Raw genomic sequence first — 17,714 nt, forward strand, 5'->3', positions numbered from 1 at the left:
TCGAAGGTCCGTGAAAGCCGGACAACGGAGGGACAGCCGTGGAGGACGACGAGCGCGCCTACCGCGTCGTGCGCAACGACGAGGAGCAGTACTCGATCTGGTCGGCCGAGCAGGAGATCCCGCGCGGCTGGCACGCGGACGGGTTCACCGGGACGCGGCCCGAGTGCCTCGCCCACATCGACGAGGTGTGGGTGGACATGCGGCCGCTGAGCCTGCGCCGGGCGATGGACCCGGCCGGCTGAGCCCGATGCGGATCGACAACGCGGCACTGGCCGTCGTCCGCGACCACTTCGACCGGTCGATGTACTCGCTGCTGGACCACCGGATGTCGCTGGAGCTGCGGCCGAGCCCGACGGGCTTCCCGAAGTACGAGGCGCTGCGCCGGATCGTCGCGCGCCTCGCCCCGGCGCAACGGACGCTGTTCCGGATGTTCCGGCTGGGCGAGACCGTCGACGACACGGCGTTCCACGGGGCGTTCCCGGCCGAGGTGGCCGCGGCGCTGCGGACGGGCGAGCTGGTGGTGGGCGGGCCGGACGGCTGGCGCAGCGCCGACCTGCTCGTGGTGCCCGCCCAGCGGATGCTGCTGATCACCGGCATTCCCGCCGGTTATCCGACCGCTGTGCGGCGGCCGCCGAAGGCCGTGTTCGACCTGTCGACGTCCTTCGTCGCCGCGGCCCTGCCCGCGTCGCTGGCCGGGTGTCGCGTGCTCGACGTCTGCTCGGGCACGGGGGTGCAGGCGTTGCTGTGCGCGTCGCGCGGGGCGCGGGAGGTGGTCGGGCTGGAGCTCAACGAGTCCGCGGTGACCATCGCCCGCGCGAACGCCGTGCTCAACGGGCTCACCGACCGCGTCCGGTTCCGCCGCTCGGACCTGCTCGACGCGCTGGAGCCCGGCGAGCGGTTCGACTTCGTGGTGGCCAACCTGCCCTACGCGCCGGCCCTCGACCCGGACCACCGTCCGTCCACAGTGGCCGAGATCGGCAACCGCCTGCTGTGGCCGCTGCTGACCGAGCTGCCCCCGCACCTGGCCGACGCCGCCCGCGGGATCGTGGCGACATGGCGCTCGGCCGGGCACGCGGGCCGGACGTACCAGCTGGAGTCCATCGCGGCCCGCCTGGCCGAACACGGCTGCGCGGTCGCCGCGTACGTCGACCCGGTGTTCGACACCGTGGACGGCGTCCTCGACCTGCTGCGCACCGAGGTCGGCACCCGCTCGGACGCGGACCTGCTGATGGCCGAGCTGAGGGCGTTGCTGGAGAGCGAATCGGTGGCGATGGACGGCTTCTACAACCAGCTGGTGCAGTTCCGCCACACCGGCGGCCGGGCGGTGCCCCAGGAAGCGGTGACCTTCGGACTGTCCTGAGTGGAGGGGCATCGCGGCCTGACCCAGCTGAGCAACCAAAGACCGGCGGCCGCAGGCCGCCGGTCCTTTGGCGTGCGAGGCGGATCAGCGCGAGGCGAAGCGAGAACACCCAGCGCGGTGACAGCCAGGATCACCGCCGTGCCGCTGACCATTCCGCCCGCGGAACATGGCCGCGAGGTTTCGACGGAGGATTTGGGACGCTGGATGTCCAGAATCCTCCATCGACGAATAATCAGGACCCTGAAGGCGCCGGCTCAAAGCGCCTGATGTCGCGCCTCTGACGCTCGTCAACAACTGGTCCGGCAAGACGAACTGCCGCCCGGATCTTCGACTGGCGACCCCCTCGGCCACCGGTCCTTTCAGCGCGAGGCGCGAACCCGAGGCGAGGCAAGAACACCCAGCGCAGTGACACCCAGGATCAAAGCCGTACCGCCGAACATGAGCGCCGTATGCACCTGAGCCAACGCTCCACAAAGGACCAAAGAGATCGGCGCCACCGCGTAACCCAGCACCATGTCCAGCGAGAGCACCCGGCTCAGCACCGACTCGTCGATCGTGCGCTGGATCCAGCTCAGGCCGAAGACCCCCTGGAACCCGATGGCGAACCCCATCGCCAGGACCGTCGCGACCGCCGCCACCGTGTTGTGCACGACGCCGAGCACCGCTGTGCCCACCGCGAGCCAGCCCGCCAGCGCCGCGATCAGCAGGCCGATCCGGGGACGCCCGTCGACCAGGCCGCCCGTCAGGCCACCCAGGACGGCCCCGGCGGCCAACGCACCGTTGAGGACGCCCAACGTCGTCGGGCCGCCGGAAAGCTCGAACCGGGCCAGGTCGGCGAAACCCACCGTGAACGCGCCCGCGTAGCAGAACGTCACCGCCGCGTCGATGGCGAGGATCGTGCGGATCCGGGGATCGGACCACGCGTACCGCAGGCCGGCGCGGATGCGGACGAGCATGCGCTCCGGCTCAAGCGTCCGAGCCGGGGAGTAGTCGCCACGGGTGCGGACGCCCAGGACGCACAACCCGCACAGCGCGAAGCACAGCGCGTCGACGAGGAACGCGACGTCGGCGTCGGACACGGCCACCACCACGCCGCCCACGGCCGGGCCGACCATCGCTGCGATCCGGGAACCCGTGCCGAGCAGGGCGTTGGCCGGTGCCAGCAGGTCCTTCGCCACCACCGACGGCAGGACGGTCATCCGGGCCGGCTGGAAGAACGCGTCCACCGCGCCGAACGCCGCGGCCGCGGCGCACAGCAGCCCGATGCTCAGCGTGCCCGTCAGCCCGGTCAGGCCGACCGACGCCATCACCGCCGTCCGGGCCCAGCTGGAGAGCACCATGATCCGGCGGGGTGACCACTTGTCGGCCAGCGAGCCGCCGACCAGGGTGAGCAGCGCCCGCGGGATCGCCTGCAACGCCAGCACGTACCCCAGCGCCAGCGTGGAACCGGTCAGGCTCAACGTGATCCAGGAGAACGCGACGTAGCTGAACCCGTCACCCAGCAACGACAGCGACTGGCCCAGCCAGAGCAACCGGAACGGGCCCAGCCGGGCGGGGGCCCACAGCCTCGAGCCCGCGGTCACGGCCGACCGCCCGCTCATCAGTACCTCACCGGCAACGCCGTCAGGCTCCGGTTGAGCAGGGACAGCTGCCATTCGTGCCCGGACCCGGCCGGCGCCAGGTCCGGGTAGTCGTGCACCAGCACGGTCAGCACGGCCCGGGCCACCAGCCGGGCCAGCGCGGCCCCGATGCAGAAGTGCGCGCCGTGCCCGAACCCCAGGTGGGTGGAATCGCTGCGGTGCACCGAAAACCGCTCCGGCTCGGGGAACCGGTCCGGGTCGCGGTTGGCCGCCGCGGTGACCAGGAAGATCCGGTCGCCCGCGTGCACGTCGTGGCCGTCGAGGTCGAAGTCGCGGGCCGCGGCGCGGATGGACATCTTGGACGGGCCGTCGAAGCGCAGCGCCTCCTCGACGCTCGCCGGCAGCAGCTCCGGGTCCGCACGCACCGCGGCCAGCTCCTCGGGGTGCTGGAGCAGCGCGCGGACGCCGTTGGCGATCAGGTTGCTGGTCGTCTCGCCGCCGGCGAAGGCCAGCTGGGTGAGCATCCCGACGAACTCGGCCTCGCTGACCGACGCCCCGATCTCGCCGCCCGCCAGCACCGAGCTGATCAGGTCGTCGGCGGGCTCGGCCCGCCGCGCCCGGACCAGGCCGGCCAGGTAGTCGTCCAGGTTGACCAGGGACTGCAGCGACGTCCGGTACTCGCGTTCCTCCTGGGTGGCGCCGAGCACCAGGTCGCCGACCCGGGCGTTCCAGTACCAGAACGACGGGCCGTCCCGCTGCGGGACGCCCAGCCAGCGCGCGAACACCAAGGCGGGCAACGGCTTGGCGACGTCGGCCAGCAGGTCGCCGACCTGGCCGGGCGCGGCCCGCCGGGCCAGCAGCGCCCGGGTCGCGCGGGCCACCATGTCCGCGTAACGGCCGACCGCGCGGGCGGAGAACGGCTCCTGGAACACCTTGCGCAGCCGGCGGTGCTCCGGCGGGTCGTTGAACACCATCCAGCGGGACAGGATCGCGAACGCCCGTTCGGCGTCGTCGCGGGCCCCGGCGGGCACGGCGTCCATCAGCGGCCGCACCCGGTCGGCGGTGATCGCCGGTTCGCGCAGGCACCGGGTCAGCGGCGCGTGCCCGGTCACCAGCCACGCGCGGTGCATGGTGCTCCAGTACACCGGGTCGTGCTCGCGCAGCGCGGCGAGGTACCCGTACGGCTCGGCGTTGATCGCGGGGTCGAGCAGATACCGCTCGGTGAAGGTCGTGAGCGTGCCGGTCATCGTCCCTCCCGGATCCCGTCGAGCAGCGCGGCGACCTCACGCACGTTCGGCTCGGTGAGCATCGACATGTGGCTGCCCGGCACCACGTGCACGGTCAGGCCGCCGCGGGCCAGGTCCCGCCAGCGGTCGAGGTAGGACTGGTAGTCCATGTCCAGGCCGGGCATGGGTTCGCCCGCGGGAGCGTCCGCGGCGTCCTGGCCGACGAGCAGGTGGATGGCCCCCGGGTACGGCTCGACCCGGTACTCGGCCATGGCCGTCAGCAGCGAGTGCCAGACCTCGATGGGCGCGTTCTCGACGAGCTGGGCTTCGTCGGCCCGCATCCCGGCGCCCAGCAGCAACGCCGTCAGCTCGGCCGAGAGCGCGTCCCGCCGAGGGGACGGCGCCATCGCCCGCACCTGGTCACGCAGCGGCAGCGCGTCGAGCATGTCCTGACCCAGCCGGGCCAGCCGGCGGGCCGCCTCCGGGTTGGGCAGGTAGGGCTCGATGAGGATCAGCGGGTCGACGTCCCGGCCCTGCGCCCGCAGCTGGGAAGCCATCTCCAGCACCAGGTTGCCGCCGAGCGACCAGCCCAGCACGGCGTGCGGGCCGGGCTCGTCGCGCTCGAGGATCTCGGCGACGTAGTTAGCGGCGATGCCGGGCACGGTGACCGGGTCGACCCCGCCGAGCAGGCCCCGGGCCTGGAACCCGACGACCGGGCCGCGGCCGAGGGCGCGGGCCAGCGGCACGTACCAGGTGGCGCTGCCGCCCGAGGGGTGCACGCAGTAGAGCGGTTCGCCGACGCCGTCGCGCAGCCGGACCTCCGACCGCAGCGCGGTCAGCTCCCGGTCCGGTCCGCCCGCGTCGACGCGGGTGGCCAGCTGCGCGATCGTGGTCAGCTCCACCAGATCCCGCACCGACAGCGGCACGCCGCGGGAAGTGGCGATGGCGGCGATCCGCACGGTGGACAGCGAACTGCCGCCCACGCGGTAGAAGTCGTCGTGCACGCCGACGTCGGACACGCCGAGCACCTCCTGCCAGATGTCGGCCAGGATCCGCTCGGTCGGGGTGCCCGGCGCGACGTAGTCGGTGCCGGTGTCCGGCCGCTCGGCCGGCGGCAGTGGCAGGGCCCGGCGGTCGACCTTGGCGCTGCCGTTGAGCGGCAGCGCGTCGAGGAAGACGAACCAGGCGGGCACCATCTGCGCGGGCACCCGGGTGCGCAGCGCCCGCCGCAGCGACTCGGCGTCCGACGTCTCGCCCACCACGTAGGCGACCAGCGCGGGCTCGCCGGGCAGGTCCTCACGCAGCAGCACGACGGCCTGGCGCACCTCGGGCAGCGCGCGCAGCGCGTGTTCGATCTCGCCGAGCTCGATGCGGAAGCCGCGCAGTTTCACCTGGGAGTCACGGCGCCCCAGCCATTCCACGGCGCCGTCGACGCGCTGGCGGGCCAGGTCGCCGGTGCGGAAGAGCCGCTCGCCGGGTGCGCCGTACGGGTGCGGCACGAAGCTCGCCGCGGTCAGGCCGGGCCGGCCCAGGTAGCCGCGGGCCAGGCCCGCGCCGCCGAGGTACAGCTCGCCCGGCACGCCGACCGGCACCGGCTGGAACCGCTCGTCGAGCACGTAGGACTCGGTGTTGCGGAACGGCAGGCCCATCACCGGCCGGCCTTCGCCCGGCGCGCACCGGGCGATGTGGGTCCAGACGGTGGCTTCCGTGGGCCCGAAACAGTTGTAGAAGGCCCGGCCCGGCGACCACGTCTCGACGATCTGCTCGGTGGGCGCCTCGCCGCCGGTCAGCAGGGTGCGCACGGTCGGCAGCTCCTCGCCCGCCAGCATGGTCAGCGCGGTGGGCACGATGGTCGCGGTGGTGACGCCGAGGTCGCCGATGGTGCGGGCCAGGTCCGGCCCGGGACGCAGGTTTTCCACCGGCGCCGTGCACAGCCGCGCGCCGTTGGCCAGCGCCATGACGATCTCGTGGATCGAGACGTCGAAGTTGAACGACGCCAGCTGCAGGATCCGCTCGTCCGGGGCCGTGGCGAACACCTCGCGCTGGGCGTGGACCAGGTTGACCAGCCCGCGGTGCGGCACGACGACACCCTTGGGCAGCCCGGTCGAGCCGGACGTGTAGAGCACGTACGCCGGGTGGTCCAGGTGCGGACGTACGGGCGTGCCGACCGGGCCCGACTCGGGCTCGTCCAGCAGTACCTTGGTGCCGTTGAAGGGAACTGTTCCGTCCACATCGGACTCGGTGAGCAGCACGCGCATCCCGCTGTCGGTGACCATGAAGGCCAGCCGGTCGGCCGGGTAACCGGGATCCAGCGGCAGGAACGCGCCACCGGCCTTGAGCACGGCCAGCGCCGCGCGCACCTGGTCCGGCCCCCGCCGGGCGCAGATCCCGACGACGACCTCGGGCCCGACGCCGAGCCCGGCCAGCCGCGCCGCCAGCGCGTCCGAGCCGGTGTCCAGCTCGGTGTAGGTCAGCGACGTCCCTTCGTGCGCGACGGCCACCGCGTCCGGGGTGCGGACCGCGTGCTCGTGGACGTACTCGGGGAACAGCGCCACCGGGTTGGTGGCCACCGGGCCGTGGGCCCACGGCCCGAGCGCCCGTTCGCGGGCGGCACCGGCGAGGGCCGGGCGGGTGACCGGGCCCTCGGGGTCGGCCACCATCCGCTCGACCAGGTCCCGGATCAGGTCGGCGAGCTGGTCCGCGGTCGCCGGGTCGAGGTACTCGGGGTCGACGTCGATGCTGAACCCGTCCACGCTCATGTTGATGTACAACGGGAACATCGTCCGCGCGAACTCCTCGGCCTCCTCCCAGTTCTCCGGCGCGAGCTGGTGGAAGTTGACGTAGTTGAAGACGGTGTCGAGCAGGTTCGGCGCGCCCGGGCGCAGCCGCGCGATCCGGGCCAGCGGCACCACCCGGTGCGGCATCAGGTCCTGCTCGGCGGCGAACACGGTGTGGATCAGCTCCAGCCAGCTCTCCGGCTCGCCGGTGATGCCGAAGGGCACCGTGTTGACGAACAGGCCGCGCATCCGGTCCGCGCCCGCCCGCTCCGGGCGGCCGTTGGTGGTCAACCCGACGGCGTGCCCGCGGGTCTGGTCGTCGCGTTCGGCGAACAGGCCCATCGTGTGGTGGAAGGCGGCCAGCAGCACACTGCGCCGCGGCACCCCGGCCCGGGTGGCCAGCGCGCCGATGTCCCCGGCCAGGCCGGCGAAGGAGCGGCGCACCTCGTACAGCACCGCGCCGTCGGTCGCGCCGCGGCGGGTGAACCGCACCGGGGCCAGGTCGGCGAGCACGCCGCGCCAGAAAGCCAGCGACTCCTCCGAAGACGTGGCGGCCCGTTCGGCCGCGACGTACTCGGCGTACCGCGGCGCCGGCTCCGGATCGGGCAGGGTTTCCCCGCGCACGATCCGCCCGTGCAGCGCGACCAGGTCGGCGATCATCGACGTCAGGCTCCAGCCGTCGATGGCGACGTGGCAGTCGGTGATGACGATCCGCAGGTCGTGCTCGGTGAGCTGGTGCAGGTGCACCCGGATCAGCGGGGCCCGGCCCAGGTCGAAGCGGTTGGCGAACTCGGTGTCGGCGTAGCGGCGGCGGGCCGCCCGCTGCCCGTCGCGGTCGAGCCCGCGCAGGTCGGTGTACCCGACCCGCAGCGTGGCGTTCTCGTGCACCAGCTGCAGGGGTTCGCGGTAGGACACCAGGTCGATCGCCGTGCGCAGGTTGTCGTGCGTGCGCACGAGCCGGTCCATCGCGGCCTGGAACGCGTCCCGGTCGAAGGCCTCGGTCACGGTGATCTTCAGGTCCGTGACGTTGTGGTAGGCGCCGATCCGGGGCTGCGCCAGCATTTCGTGCAGCATCCCGGCCTGCAGCATGGTCAGCGGGTAGGCGTCGGCCAGGCCCTCCGGCAGGCGGGCCCGGTCGGCCGGGTCGAGCATGGCGAACGGTTCCACCGGCGCGGGTTCGTCGCCCGGCGCCTCGGTGGTCAGCGCGGCCAGCTCGCCCAGGGTGCGGGCGCGGAACAGGTCGGCCACGGAGAGCCCCAGCCCGGCCGCGCGGGCCAACCCGATCACCCGCAGCGCCAGGATCGAGTCGCCGCCGAGCTCGAAGAAGTTGTCGGCGAGCCCGGCGCGGCCGACCCCGAGCACCTCGGCCCAGACCGCGGCCAGCGTCGCCTCGGTCGCCGTCCGCGGTGCGACGTGCTCGGCCGGGGTCACGACGGCGCCGTCCCGCACGGCCAGCAGCGCGGCCCGGTCGACCTTGCCGTTCGCGGTGACCGGCAGCGCGGGGTGGGCCACGAACAGCGCGGGCACCATGTACTCCGGCAGCGTGGCCCGGAGCGCGGTACGCAACGCGGGGACGTCGAGCGGCCGCGCCCCGTCCGTCACGACGTGCCCGACCAGCCGGGCGTCACCGCCGGGCTCGGGACGGGCCACGACGGCGGCGTCGGCCACGCCGGGGCAGTCCCGCAGCGCGCTCTCGACCTCACCCGGTTCGACGCGGTAGCCGCGGATCTTGACCTGGTGATCGGCGCGTCCGACGTAGTTCAGCTGCCCGTCGGGCAGCACCCGCACCAGGTCGCCGCTGCGGTACATCCGGGCGCCGTCGCCGGCGAACCGGTCGGTGGTGAAGCGCGCCGCGGTCAGCTCCGGGCGGTTGCGGTAGCCCAGCGCGACGCCGTCGCCGGCCACGTACAGCTCCCCGACGGTGCCCGGGGGCACGAGCCGGCCGCGCGCGTCCAGGACGTACCCGCGGGAGCCGTACATCGGCAGGCCCACCGGGGACGTCACCGCGGCGGTGGTGTCCGCGGCGGTGATCAGCCGGTAGGTGACGTGCACGGTGGTCTCGGTGATGCCGTACATGTTCACCAGCGCGGGCCGCTCGTCCGCCGGTGCGGCGAACCACTCCCGGTACTCCCGGGCGTCGAAGGCGTCCCCGGCGAAGACGACGGTGCGCAGCGCCAGGTCGGCGAAGCCCGCGCCCTCGCGCTCCAGGTGGGCCCGCAGGCCACTGAACGCGGCGTTGGTCTGGGTCAGCACGGTGACGCCCTCGTCCCGCAGCACGGCGTGCACCTCGGCCGGGTCGCGGACCTCGTCCTCGGTCAGCACCACCGTGCGGCCGCCGACGGTCAGCGCGCCCCACAGCTCCCACACCGACAGGTCGAACGTCGCCGAGTGCACCAGCGCCCAGACGTCATCGGCACCGAAGTCGAAGCACCGGTCGGCCGCGTCGAACAGCCAGGCCACGTTGCCGTGGGTGACCTCGACGCCCTTGGGCTGCCCGGTCGACCCCGAGGTGTACATGACGTACGCCGGGGCGTCGCCGGTCCGGATCTCGGGCACCATCCCGGTGAGCACGGGGCCCTCCAGCGGAATCGGCTCGACCGGCAGCCCGGCCAGCGCGGCCCGCCCGGCCTCGTCGGTGACCGCGGCCGTGATGCGAGCGTCGGTGACCACGAACTCCAGGCGGCCCCGCGGGTGCGCCGGGTCCAGCGGCAGGTAGGCCGCGCCGGCCCGCCACACCCCGAGCACCGCCACCGCCAGCTCGACCGACCGGGCCAGGCTGATCCCGACCAGGGAGTCCACCGCGATCCCGGTCGCCCGCAGGCGCAGCGCGAGCGCGTCGGCCCGGGCGTCCAGCTCGGCGTAGGTCAGGGCGGCGCCGCCCCCGCTGACCGCGACCGCGTCCGGCCGCAGCCGGACCTGCTCGGCGAAGCGGTCCAGCACCGGACGGGCGGGCGCCGCGGCGGGCCGGTGCTGTCCCGGCCCCTGCGGGCCGAGCAGCCAGGACCGCTCGGCCTCGGTCAGCAGGTCCAGCTCGCCGAGCCGGGTGTCCGGCCGTTCCGCGAACGCCTGCAGCACCGTCACCATGTGGTCGGCCAGCCGCGCGACGGTCTCCGGCGTGAACAGGTCGGTCCGGTAGAGCCAGGACAGCCGGACGCGGCCGTCGTGCTCCGCGGCCTCCAGCGCGAGGTCGAACTTGGCCTCGGTCAGCGCCACCGGGAACGCCTCCCCGGCCGCCTCGCCCAGGGTGAACCCGCCCGAGCCCGCGCCGGCGTGCGAAAACAGCACCGAGCACAGGGGAGTGCGGGAGAGGTCCCGGTCCGGCACCAGCTCGTCGACGATCCGCTCGAACGGCACGCTCTGGTGGCCCAGCGCGTCCAGCACCCGCTCCCGGGTCCGCGCGAGCAGCCCGGCGCTCGTCGGGTCGTCGGTGAGGTCGGCGCGCATGACGAGGGTGTTGACGAAGAACCCGGCCAGGTCCTCGGTTTCCGGGCGGTCGCGGTTGGCCACGATCGTGCCGACGGCGACGTCGTCCTGTCCACTGTGGAACGCCAGGGTCGCCTGCAGCGCCGCGAGCAGCGTCATGAACGGCGTGGTGTCGGCGCGGCGGCCCACCTCGGCCAGCGCTTGCGTGAGCGGCTCGGGCAGCTCGACGCGGTGCACCGCGCCCGCGTGCGACCGGATGGCGGGGCGGGGGTGATCGGTGGGCAGCTCGAGGGGGCTGAGCCCGGCCAGGGCGTCGCGCCAGTGGTCGAGGTCGGCCTTCGCCGCCTCGGAGTCGGCGGAATCCCGTTGCCAGACGGCGTAATCGAGGTAGTCGACGGCCAGCCGGGGGAGCCGGGCGGCCTCGCCCGCCAGCCGCGCCCGGTACAGCTCGCGCAGGTCGCGCAGCAGGACGTCCAGCGACCAGCCGTCGGTGACGATGTGGTGCATGGCCAGCACGAGCACGTGCTCCTCGGCCGCGAAGCGCACCAGCGCGGCCCGGAAGGCGGGCTCGGCGGCCAGGTCGAACGGCGCGGTGGCCAGCTCGTGGACGGTGTCCGCGTCACCGTCGAGTACCCGCAGGCAGCCGCTCCGGGTGGGCAGAACCTGTTGTGCCGGAACACCTTGCTCGTCGGGGAAGAGCACCCGGAGCTGCTCGTGCCGGGCGACGAGGTCGTCGATCGCCGCGCCGAGCGCGTCGACGTCCAGGGGCCCGCGCAGCCGCCAGGCGGCGGGCATCAGGTACTCCGTGCTGCCCGGTTCGAGCTGGTCCAGGAAGTAGAGCCGCTGCTGGGTGGCCGACAGCGGCGCCCGGTCGCCGCCGGGGTCCCGGCGGGGGATCCCGGCCGGTTCGGCGGTGGCCGCGCCGCGCAGCCGCTGCGCGAGCAGGCGTTGTGCAGCCGCCGACAGGTTCGCCCGTGACGACGGGGCGCGGGTCTCCGAGGTGGTCATGCCGTGTGTCCTTCCCGTTCGTCAGCTGCGGTGATCCACCGTCAGGGACAGATCGATCTCGTCGTCGCTCAACGCGGCGATCTCCGCGATGAGCCGGTCTTCCACCCGGGCCGCGAGCCGCGCGACGGTCGGGTCTTCGAACAGGTCGCGCACCTGCACCGGGCAGCCGAACGCGGCCCGCAGCCGAGCGGCGACCGCGACCGCGCGCAGGGAATGCCCGCCCAGGGCGAAGAAGTCCTCGTGCCGGCCGACCCGCGCGACCCCGAGCACCTCGGCCCAGATCTGCGCGGTGACCGTCTCGGTGGGACTGTCCGGGGCCTCGAACCCGGCCGCCACCGGCACGTCCGGGGCGGGCAGCGCGGCGACGTCGACCTTGCCCGGCACGGTCCGCGGCAACGACTCCAGCGCCACGAACACCGGCGGCACCAGGTAACCCGGCAGCCGGTTCGCGCACCACTCGCGCAGGGGTCCGACGTCGCCGGCCACGTAGGCGACCAGAGCAGGCTCGCCCCGGACGTCCCGGACCACGACGGCGGCGTCGGTCACCGCGGGGTGCTCGCGGAGCACGGCCTCGACCTCGCCCGGCTCGACCCGGAAGCCCCGGATCTGGACCTGGTCGTCGACGCGGCCGAGGAACTCCAGCGTCGCGTCCGGCCGCCACCGCACCAGGTCGCCGGTGCGGTAGAGCCGCCCGCCGGTGCCGCCGAAGGCGTCCGGCACGAACTTCTCCGCGGTGGCGCCCGGACGGCCGAGGTAGCCGTGGGCCAGCTCGTCGCCGCCCACCAGCAGCTCGCCGGGCACTCCGGCCGGGACGAGCGCGCCGCGGGCGTCCACCACGTACAGCCGGCGGCCACCCAGCGGCCCGCCGATCGGGACCCGCCCGGCGCCCGGGCCGGTGACCCGGTGCGCGGTGCTGGAGATGACGGACTCGGTGGGGCCGTAGGTGTTCACCACCGGCACCGCGGGCCGCTGCTCGAACCAGCGGTTCAGCGTCGCGGCCGGCAGGACCTCGCCGCCGGTGACCAGCAATCGGAGTCCGCCCAGGTCGACGTCGGCGGCGGTCAGCTCGGTCAAATACGACGGCGTCAGCTCCAGGACGGTCACGCCCTCGGCGCGCACGTGCTCGGCCAGCTCGTGCACCGACCAGACGTCGTCCGGGCGCAGCACGACCCTCGCTCCCACGCTGAGCGCGGGCAGGATCTGCTCGAACGAGGCGTCGAAGGAGAACGACGCGAAGGACAGCACGCGGTCGTTTTTGTTGATATCGAAGCAATCCCGGGCCGCGGCGACGTGCGCGGCGAGGGCGCCGTGCGGGACCGCGACCGCCTTGGGCCGCCCGGACGAGCCCGAGGTGAAGATGACGTAGGCGGTCTCACGAGGATCGGGCGTCCGCGGCCCGACCGCGTCCGCGCGCACGTCGGTGTCGTGGATGACGTGCTCGACCCCGGCTTCGGCGATCATGAACGCGAGCCGCTGCTCCGGGAACCGCGGGTCCAGGGGGACGTACACCCCGCCCGCGCGCCAGACGGCCAGCATCGCCACCACCGACCGCACGCCCCGGGCCAGCCGCACCCCGACCGCCGTGCTGGGCCGGACGCCGTCGGTCACCAGCGCTCCGGCCAGCCGGCCGACCTGCTCGTCCAGCTCGCGGTAGCGCAGGGTCTCGTCGCCGCACACCAGCGCGACGTCGTCCGGCGCTCCGGCGACCAGGAACGGATCGTTTTTGGTCTGGCTGTTTCCGGCCCAGGCCAGCAACTCGGTGCGCTCGGCCGCGGCGAGCAGGTCGACGTCGCCGATCCGCGCCTCCGGGTCGGCGGCCACCGCGGCCAGTGTCCGGCGCATCCACTCGGCGAACCGGTGCACGGTCTCTTCGTCGAAGAGGTCGGTGCTGTACTCGAGGTCCAGGTCGATCCGGTCGGGGTGGAGCACCACGTTCGCGGTCAGGTCGAACTTGGCCGACTGCCACGGCAGCGTGAACGGCGCGAACTCGAGATCCGCGACCGCGGGCGCCGGGCTCGCCGCCGACTCGGCCAGGTCGAACATGACCTGGAACAACGGGTTGCGCGAGAGGTCGCGCTCCGGGCGCAGGTCCTGCACCAGGTGCTCGAACGGCACGTCCTGGTGGTCGAACGCGCCGAGCACACCCTGGCGGACCCGGTCCAGGAAGGTGCTGAACGCCGGGTCGCCGGCCAGGTCGCCGCGCAGCACCACGGTGTTGACGAAGAACCCGACCAGCCGTTCCAGCTCGGTCCGCCCGCGCCCGGCCACCGGGGTGCCCACCGGGATGTCCGTCCGGCCGGCCCAGCGGCCGAGCACCACCTGGAACACGGCCAGCAGCACCATGAACCGGGTCGCGCCGCAGCGGGCGGCCAGCGCGTCGAGCTCGGTCACCAGCGGCCACGAGACGCGCACGGCCGCGCCGCGACCCGAGCGCACGGCGGGCCGGGGCCGGTCGGCGGGAAGGTCCAAAGTAGACATGTCGGCCAGCGCGTGCCGCCAGTACTCCAGCTGCCCGCTCGTGTCCCGGTCCCGTTGCCAGACCGCGAAATCGCCGTACTGCACGGATGGCTGTTCGATGTGGCGTCCGGCGTAGGACTCGGCGAGCTCGTCGAACACGAGGCCCGTGGACCAGCCGTCGGTGGCGACGTGGTGGAAGGCGAGCACCACGACGTGGTCGTCGGGACCCAGCGCCCACACCCCGGCCCGCAGCAGCGGCGGCTCGGCCAGGTTGAACCGGGCGGTGGCGAACGCGATCGCCTCGGCCCGCACGGTGTCGGCGGTCCCTTCGGTCCAGTGCAGGGGCACGGTGACGGCGTCGCGGACCAGCTGCACCGGGCGTCCGTCCAGCTCGACCAGGGCGGTGCGCAGCACCTCGTGCCGCGCCACGACGTCGTTCAGCGCGCCCTGCCACTTGGCGCGATCCAGCGGCCCGCGCACCCGCCAGGAGAACCACAGCACGTAGTCCGCGCCCAGCTCGGACATCCGGTCGAGGAACCACAGCCGTTCCTGGGCGAACGACATCGGCAGCGGCCCGCGCCGGTCCACCGGCACGATCCCGGCGCCGCCGGCCGCACGGCCCGCGGCGGCGACGCGAGGGCCGAAGTCGCGGATGCGCGGGTTCTCGAACAGCGTGCGCAGCTCGACGTCCCGGTCGAGACGCTCGGCGACGCGGGACACGGCCATCGTGGCCAGCAGCGAATGCCCGCCCAGGTCGAAGAAGGAGTCGTCGATGCCGATCGGCTCGACGCCGAGCACCTCGCTCCAGATGGCCGCGATGGCCCGCTCGGTGTCGTCGCGGGGCGCGGTGAACCCGGCGTCCGGGGCGAGCCGGTGCTGGTGCGCGTCGGGCAGGGCGGCCCGGTCGAGCTTGCCCGCAGCGTTCACCGGCAGCGCGTCCAGGGCCACGATTTCGGTGGGCACGGCGTACGCCGGCAGCCACTGCCCGCATTCGGCGCGCACGCCTGCGGTCTCGCCGACGACGTAACCGATCAGCGTCTGCCCGCCCTGCGAGTCCTGGCGCACGGCGGACGCGGCGGCGCGAACGCCTTCACAGCGGGCCAGGGCGGTGTCGACCTCGCCGAGTTCGATCCGGAAGCCGCGCACCTTGACCTGGTCGTCGACCCGGCCCAGGAACTCCAGCTCGCCGTCCGGGCGACGGCGCACCAGGTCGCCGGTGCGGTAGAGCCGCCCGCCGGTGCCGCCGAAGGGGTCGGGCACAAAGCGTTCCGCCGTCAGTCCGGGACGGCCGAGGTAGCCCCGGGCCAGCTCTTGGCCGCCGATGAGCAGCTCGCCGGTGGGTGCCGGGCGGTCTTGGCCGTCCACAATGTACGTTCGCCGGTTACCCAGCGGTCGTCCGATGGGGATCGTATCGTCCACTGTGGACACGTCGTGCACAGTCGCGGTGACGACGGTTTCGGTGGGGCCGTAGGCGTTGCCGACCCGGACCCAGGGGGCGTGGTGCCGCCATGCGGCGAGCGCGCTGGGCGGGACGGTTTCGCCGCCCAGGATCAGCAGCCGCAGCGAACGCAGGGCGGGTGCGGTGGCCTCGGTGAGCGTGAAGGCCAGTTCCGACCAGTACGTCGGCGGCAGGTTGAGCACGGTCAGGCCGCGGTCGCGGACGATCATGGGGATTTGTGAGGGCAGCCACTGGTCGTCCGGGCGGACGACCACGGTGGCGCCGGTGCTCAGCGCGGGCAGCAGCTGGTCCAGGGACGCGTCGAAGGAGAACGAGGAGAAGGCCAGGACGCGGTCGGCCGCGGTGAACCCGAAGTGCTCGCGCGCCGCGGCGACGTGCGCCGCCAAGGCGTGGTGTTCGACGCCGACGGCCTTGGGACGCCCGGAGGAACCCGAGGTGAAGATGACGTAGGCGAGGTCGTTCGGGTGCGGCTGGGCGGGCGGTGCGGACGGTCCGGTCTCGGTCACCCGTACGTCAGGCACGTTCAGGTTCCTGGCTCCGGTGTCCGTGATCACGTGCGTGACGTCCACTTCGGACACGATGAACCGCTGCCTTTCGTGCGGCAGCGCGGGGTCGAGCGGGACGTACACCCCGCCCGTCCGCCAGGTCGCGAGCATCGCGGCGACCGACCACACCCCGCGTCCGACGCACACCGCGACCGTGTCGCCGCGGTGCACGCCACGGGCATGCAGTGCACCGGCCAGTCCCTCGACCATCGTGTCGAGTTCGGCGTAGGTCACCTCGCGCTCGGCGTCGACGACGGCTGTTGCGTGCGGATCTCCTTGTACGGCGAAGTAATCCGTCGTGGTCTTGTCGCGGAGCGGGCCCAGCACGGCGGCGAGGTCGGCCACCGGGGTTTCGGGCGCGGCGAGCACCGCGGCCAGCAGCGTCCGGTAGCCCTCGCTGAACCGCTGCATGGTGCCGTCGTCGAAGAGGGTCGTGGCGTACTGCAGCCGGGCGGCGAGCCCGCCGTCGGGGCGCAGGTTGAGGTCGAGGAAGACGTCCATCGGCGCGCCGACCAGCGGCGGCGGCACCAGTTCGGCGTCCAGTCCGGGCAGGCGGATCGGCGCGAGTGCGGTGTTGACCAGGGTGAAGGAGGCCTGCGCCAGGGGGTGGCGGGACAGGTCGCGCTCGGTGCTGACCGCGCCCACGACCTGCTCGAACGGCGCCTCGGCCGCGGAAAGGCCGCTCAGCACGGTGTCCTTCACCCGGCCCAGCAGCTCGGTGAAACCCGGGCCCCCGCTCAGGTCGGTGCGCTGGACGACGGTGTTGACGAACGGCCCGATCAGCCCGGCCAGCTCGGGCCGGGTGCGGTCGGAAAGCGTGGTGCACACGGCGATGTCGTCGCGGCCGCAGTAGTGCGCGAGCAGGGCCTGGTACACGGCGAGCAGCAGCATGTACCGGGTCACGCGGTGGGTCTTGGCGAGCTCGTCCGCCGCGGCGACCAGCTCGGCGGGGATGGTGAAGCGCACGACGTCACCGGCGCCGTCCCAGAACGCCGGGCGCGGCCGGTCGGTCGGCAGGTCGAGCGGGGCGAGCCCGGCCAGCCGGGTGCGCCAGTGTTCGAGCAGCCGCTCCAGCCGTGCACCGGACAGCCGTTCGCGCTGCTTTCGGGCGACGTCGGCGTACTTCGTCGTCGGCGGGGCCACCGGCTCGCCCCGGTAACCGGCCGCGAGCTCGTTGAGCATGACGTCCCAGGACCGCCCATCGACGGCGATGTGGTGCACGACCACGAGCAGGAGATGATCGCCGGAGTCGAGGCGCGCCAGGGTGAGGCGCACGGGCGGGGCCACCGCGAGGTCCATCGGACGGCTCAGCTCCCGGTCGAACAGCTCGGCGGCGTCGCGGGCCCGGGTCCGGTCCACCCGCGCCCGCCCCGGCGGCTCGACCCGCGGCCGGGGTTCCCCGTCGACGGCGGCGAACCGGGTGCGCAGCACCTCGTGCCGGTCGACGATCGCGGTTGTGGAGCGGATGAGGGCGTCGGTGTCCAGGTCACCGGACAGCCGCAAAGCGAGCGGCAGCAGGTAGTCCGCCGAGCCCGGGTCGAGCTGCTGGGCGAACCAGAGCCGCCGCTGCGCGAACGACACCTGCGTGCCGTCGTCGTTGACCCCGTCATGCACTTTCGGCCTCCCGGGTGTTGTCCCCGGCCGAGTCTGCTTCGCCCGCAGGGGCGCTCACCAGGGAAGCGGCGGCACCCGCCGGGTGCGCCCAGTTCTGCAGGTTCTACCCATGCCGCGCGGTTCATGCGGCGGTCGTCCCGTCCAAAGCCGTGAAGGTGGCAATTAGGGGCAGAGTGTGCCACAATGAGACCAATACCGCCGTAAGGGGGGTGGCTCCCCGGGCGGGGCAGAAAAGCCCCCCGCGCCAAACGGGGGGGGCCCCCGG

At 73.6% G+C, this 17,714-nt stretch carries 6 protein-coding genes; 2 read left to right on the plus strand and 4 right to left on the minus strand.

Translation table 11 applies throughout. From position 1 onward, the window contains the following. The first annotated feature begins 38 nt into the window (after nt 1-38). The gene (locus tag ACIOD2_RS48455) at nt 39-242 is read left to right on the plus strand and encodes an MbtH family protein (RefSeq protein ID WP_400552764.1); all 204 of its coding nucleotides are present in this window, start codon (nt 39-41) and stop codon (nt 240-242) included. A gap of 5 nt (nt 243-247) precedes the next feature. Continuing rightward, nucleotides 248-1,360 (plus strand): methyltransferase domain-containing protein, encoded by a 1,113-nt coding sequence (locus ACIOD2_RS48460; RefSeq protein WP_400552767.1) that lies wholly within the window; start codon nt 248-250, stop codon nt 1,358-1,360. Nucleotides 1,361-1,719: 359 nt separating this feature from the next. Here ACIOD2_RS48460 and ACIOD2_RS48465 read toward each other — a convergent pair whose 3' ends face one another. The 4 genes from ACIOD2_RS48465 to ACIOD2_RS48480 are packed head-to-tail and all read right to left on the minus strand — an operon-like array spanning nt 1,720 to nt 17,449. After that, nucleotides 1,720-2,961 carry an MFS transporter gene (locus ACIOD2_RS48465; RefSeq protein ID WP_400552769.1) on the minus strand — a complete coding sequence of 414 codons (1,242 nt, stop codon included), beginning with the start codon at nt 2,959-2,961 and terminating at the stop codon, nt 1,720-1,722. Then, nucleotides 2,961-4,187 (minus strand): cytochrome P450, encoded by a 1,227-nt coding sequence (locus tag ACIOD2_RS48470; protein WP_400552771.1) that lies wholly within the window; start codon nt 4,185-4,187, stop codon nt 2,961-2,963. The genes ACIOD2_RS48465 and ACIOD2_RS48470 overlap by 1 nt, the downstream gene beginning before the upstream one ends. Continuing rightward, nucleotides 4,184-11,374: an amino acid adenylation domain-containing protein gene (locus ACIOD2_RS48475; protein WP_400552773.1), complete on the minus strand. Its 7,191-nt coding sequence runs from the start codon at nt 11,372-11,374 to the stop codon at nt 4,184-4,186. Before ACIOD2_RS48475 ends, ACIOD2_RS48470 begins: the two co-directional genes overlap by 4 nt. A gap of 21 nt (nt 11,375-11,395) precedes the next feature. Continuing rightward, nucleotides 11,396-17,449 carry an amino acid adenylation domain-containing protein gene (locus ACIOD2_RS48480; protein ID WP_400552775.1) on the minus strand — a complete coding sequence of 2,018 codons (6,054 nt, stop codon included), beginning with the start codon at nt 17,447-17,449 and terminating at the stop codon, nt 11,396-11,398. Between the last annotated feature and the right edge of the window lie 265 nt (nt 17,450-17,714).

The sequence above is a fragment of the Amycolatopsis sp. NPDC088138 genome (assembly GCF_044741685.1).
Taxonomy (GTDB): domain Bacteria; phylum Actinomycetota; class Actinomycetes; order Mycobacteriales; family Pseudonocardiaceae; genus Amycolatopsis.

What these genes read in the sequence shown, in the direction of transcription:
- ACIOD2_RS48470 (WP_400552771.1), bottom strand. Translation starts at nt 4,187, where the DNA reads ATGACCGGCACGCTCACGACCTTCACCGAGCGGTATCTGCTCGACCCC.
- ACIOD2_RS48465 (WP_400552769.1), bottom strand. Translation starts at nt 2,961, where the DNA reads ATGAGCGGGCGGTCGGCCGTGACCGCGGGCTCGAGGCTGTGGGCCCCC.
- ACIOD2_RS48475 (WP_400552773.1), bottom strand. Translation starts at nt 11,374, where the DNA reads ATGACCACCTCGGAGACCCGCGCCCCGTCGTCACGGGCGAACCTGTCG.
- ACIOD2_RS48460 (WP_400552767.1), top strand. Translation starts at nt 248, where the DNA reads ATGCGGATCGACAACGCGGCACTGGCCGTCGTCCGCGACCACTTCGAC.